General features: G+C 74.7%; 4 protein-coding genes. 1 reads left to right on the top strand and 3 read right to left on the bottom strand.

Annotation, left to right across the window (positions count from 1 at the left end; all coding sequences use genetic code 11):
• On the bottom strand, positions 1 to 827 hold an 827-nt coding region (locus AB0J52_RS34145; protein WP_500187021.1), incomplete at its 3' end, for an ABC transporter permease family protein.
• A complete protein-coding gene (locus tag AB0J52_RS34140; RefSeq protein ID WP_500187019.1) occupies positions 824 to 1,558 on the bottom strand; it encodes an ABC transporter ATP-binding protein in 735 nt (244 codons plus the stop codon). The genes AB0J52_RS34145 and AB0J52_RS34140, both read right to left, overlap by 4 nt.
• An 86-nt stretch (positions 1,559 to 1,644) precedes the next feature.
• On the opposite strand from AB0J52_RS34140, the gene AB0J52_RS34135 reads away from it, so the two are divergent.
• Positions 1,645 to 2,253 (top strand): response regulator transcription factor, encoded by a 609-nt coding sequence (locus AB0J52_RS34135; protein ID WP_500187018.1) that lies wholly within the window; start codon positions 1,645 to 1,647, stop codon positions 2,251 to 2,253.
• 242 nt (positions 2,254 to 2,495) lie between these two features.
• Here the strand turns inward: AB0J52_RS34135 and AB0J52_RS34130 are convergent.
• The coding region (locus AB0J52_RS34130; RefSeq protein ID WP_500187017.1) for a sensor histidine kinase at positions 2,496 to 3,053 on the bottom strand (558 nt) is incomplete at its 5' end.

Here is a 3,053-nt window from a genome sequence, read left to right as displayed (position 1 = left end):
GTCGCGGCGACCGCGCGCAGCATCGCCAGCTCCCGCTCGCGCTGCTGGATCGCCAGGCCGAACGTCCCGACCACGGCCAGCAGCGCCACGATCAGCGACGTCCCGCCGAGCGCGCCGCCCATGCTGAGCAGTTTCGTCCGGGCCGCTCCGACGCCCGCGAACTCGACCTTTCCACGCTCGTCGCCCGTGGTCACCGTCGCGTTCGTGCCCTCCACGGCCTGGGCGATGGCCTTCGGGTCGCCGCCCCAGACACCGAGCGCGGTCACCTGCCCGGGGTGCCCGGCGAGGCGGCGCGCCTCGTCCGGCGCGACGTACGGGCGGTCGGCGACGCCGACGACCCGGTAGGTGCGCGGGCCGCCCGCCGTCAGCACGGTCACCCGCTCCGCCTTGCTGTTCAGGACGATCTCGTCCGCCGCCTGGGGGGCCCGCCCGGCGCGCAGCCGCACCGGGGAGAGCGGCTCCCAGCTGTAGCCCTCGGTCGGCCCGGCACCGGGCACGACCAGCGGGAACGCCACCTCGGACACGACCCGCCGGACACCCGGCACGGCCCTCACCTTGTCGGCCAGGCCCGCCGGGATCCAGGCGCGCGCCGCGTTCGGCTTCGACTTCCGCTTCGTCTTGTCCTTCTTCTTGTGCTTCACGAAGTGGGTCTGCGGGTCACCGGCGACCACGACCGGCGCGCCCGCGTACCGGACCGGCTCGACCGTGCCGCGCAGGCCGGTGTCCATCAGCGTGCCGCAGGCCGTGACCAGCGCGGCGGCGAAGAACAGGGCGACGAACGCGCCCGCGAACGCGGCCCGCCGGTACCTCAGAGTGCTCAGGATCATCGCGCGTACGCCCCCAGCCGGGTCATGCGGTCGGCGACGGCGGACGCGGTCGGCGCGTCGAGCGCGTCCACGATCCGGCCGTCGGCGAGGAACAGGACGGTGTCGGCGAACGACGCCGCCACCGGGTCGTGCGTCACCATCACGACGGTCTGGCCCAGCTCGTCCACCGTCTGCCGCAGCAGCCGCAGCACGTCCTGGGCGGTCATGGTGTCGAGCGCGCCGGTCGGCTCGTCCCCGAACACCACCTCCGGGCGGGTGACCAGCGCCCGCGCCAGCGCGACCCGCTGCTGCTGCCCGCCGGACAGCTCACCCGGACGGTGCGCCGCCCGGTCGCTCAGCCCGACCCGCTCCAGCACGTCCGCGAGCAGCGCCCGGTCCGGCTTGCGGCGGGCCAGCTTCAGCGGCAGCGTCACGTTCTGCTCGACCGTCAGGGACGGCACCAGGTTGAACGCCTGGAACACGAACCCGACGCGCTCGCGCCGCAGCTCGGTCAGCCGCGCCTCGCTCATCCCCGACAGCGCCGTCCCGCCCAGCCGCACCTCGCCCGACGTCGGCCGGTCCAGCCCCGCCGCGCAGTGCAGGAAGGTGCTCTTCCCCGACCCGGACGGGCCCATCACCGCCGTGAACGCCCCGGACGGCAGCGCCACCGACACCTCGCGCAGCGCCGCCACCGCGCTCCCGTTCCGGCCGTAGACCTTGCAGACCTCGTCCATGACCACCGCATCGCTCATGGGTTCCACTCTGCTGACCTGGGCGTACGTTCTTAAGAGCACGCGTCATCGATCACCCGTGACATCGTCATGGGTACGCTCGTGCCGTGATCAGGGTGTTGCTCGCCGAGGACCAGCACGTCATCCGCAGCGGCCTCGTCGCGCTGCTGGATCTGGAGGACGGCCTGGAGGTCGTCGCCGACGTCGGCGACGGCGACGCCGCGGTGTCCGCCGCCCTGGTCCACCGCCCCGACGTCGCCGTCCTCGACATCGACATGCCGGTCATGGACGGCCTGACCGCCGCCGCGAGGCTGCGCGAAAAGCTGCCGTCCTGCCGCGCGCTGATCCTCACCGGCAACGGCGCGCCCGGCCAGCTCCGCCGCGCGCTCGACGCCGGGGTCGGCGGCTTCCTGCTGAAGACCGCCCCGCCGGACGAACTCGTCGCCGCGATCCGCGCCGTCCACGAGGGCCGCCGCGTGCTCGACCCGAGCCTCGCGGTCACCGCCTGGGACCTGGCCGCCGACCCGCTCACCCCGCGCGAGAAGGACGTCCTGCGACTGCTCGCGGACGGCGCGGAACCGGCCGAGATCGCGTCCAGCCTGCACCTGTCCGCCGGGACCGTCCGCAACCACCTCACCGCGATCGTCACCAAGCTCAACGCCCGAGGCCGCCCCGACGCCGTCCGCATCGCCCGCGACTCCGGCTGGCTGTATTGATTGAGCCCCCGGCTCCGCCGGACTCGCCTGGCGGCTCGTCCGGCGGCCCGGGTGCTCGGGCGAGCGCGGCATCGCTTCGCGATCAACCGCGTGGGGGCTCGCCTTCGGCTTCGCCCCCGCGCGGTTGGTAGCGCGCTCGCGCGGGCTGGGGACGTCGGGCTGGGGACACTGGGCCGGGGACGTCGGGCTGGGGACGTCGGGCTGGGGACGCCGGGCCGGGGACGCCGGGCTAGGGACGCTGGCTAAGGCCGGTGGGGGAGGCTTGCCGTTAGGCGGAAGGCGGTTGGGGTCCGGGTGGTTTCCAGGTCGGCTTCGATCGCGGCCAAGCGGGTCGCGAGGTTGCCGAGGCCGGAGCCGGGTGGGGTGACCTCGCCGGAGACGCCGTCGTTCTCGATGGTCAGGCCGGCGGCGCTGACCTTGATGTCCACTCGTTTCGCCGTGCTGTGGCGCAGGACGTTCGTGACCGCCTCGCGCAGGACGATCGCCAGCACCGGTTCGGCGCCCGCCGGCGGGTCGCCCTCCCGGCGAACGGTCGCCTCGATCCCCGCCGCCGCCAGGACGCCGAGCGCCGACTCCAGCTCGGGCGTGAACGCCAGGTGCGGGGCCGCGCCGGTCACGGCGGCCATGTCGGCGCGCGCCCGCTCGGCCATCGCGATCATGTCGGCGAACTCGCGGGCCGCCCGGTCCGGGTCGCGGTCCGCGAGGCGGCGGGCCAGCTCGCCCTTGATCAGGATCGCGGCGAGCCCGTGCCCGAGCAGGTCGTGCAGGTCGCGGGCGGCGCGCAGCCGCTCCTGGACGAC

The organism is Spirillospora sp. NPDC049652, assembly GCF_040675125.1.
Classification (GTDB): domain Bacteria; phylum Actinomycetota; class Actinomycetes; order Streptosporangiales; family Streptosporangiaceae; genus Spirillospora.
The sequence above is the reverse complement of the archived record's forward strand: the minus strand, read 5'-3'. Positions and strand labels throughout refer to the sequence as shown.